Source organism: Nocardioides sp., assembly GCF_024509035.1.
GTDB lineage: Bacteria > Actinomycetota > Actinomycetes > Propionibacteriales > Nocardioidaceae > Nocardioides.
The window spans coordinates 1,416-1,644 of record NZ_JANINT010000407.1 but is presented as its reverse complement, the minus strand read 5'-3'; the positions used below and the strand labels follow the sequence as shown (position 1 = coordinate 1,644).

Genomic DNA, 229 nt, shown 5'->3' with positions numbered 1-229 from the left:
GCCTGGGCGTTCTCATCTTCGTGTCGATCACGATCGGGCAGGCGCTGCGGCTGCGCGACAACCTGATCGAGGTCGCCATCAGCGGCATGCTGGTGCTCGGCGTCGGTGCGCTCGGCGCCGGGGCCGCGGCGAGCCAGCGGATCGCGGAGACCCTGGTCGGCGCCGCGATCGGGATCGCGGCGAACCTGCTCTTCCCGCCGCGCATCCCGACCGCCGACGCCGGACGTGA

Annotated in this window: 1 pseudogene; it reads left to right on the top strand. The window is 72.9% G+C overall.

Annotated features, from left to right (window positions below):
• A pseudogene (locus tag Q0L15_RS22460) lies at positions 1 to 229 on the top strand (FUSC family protein); the annotation flags it as partial.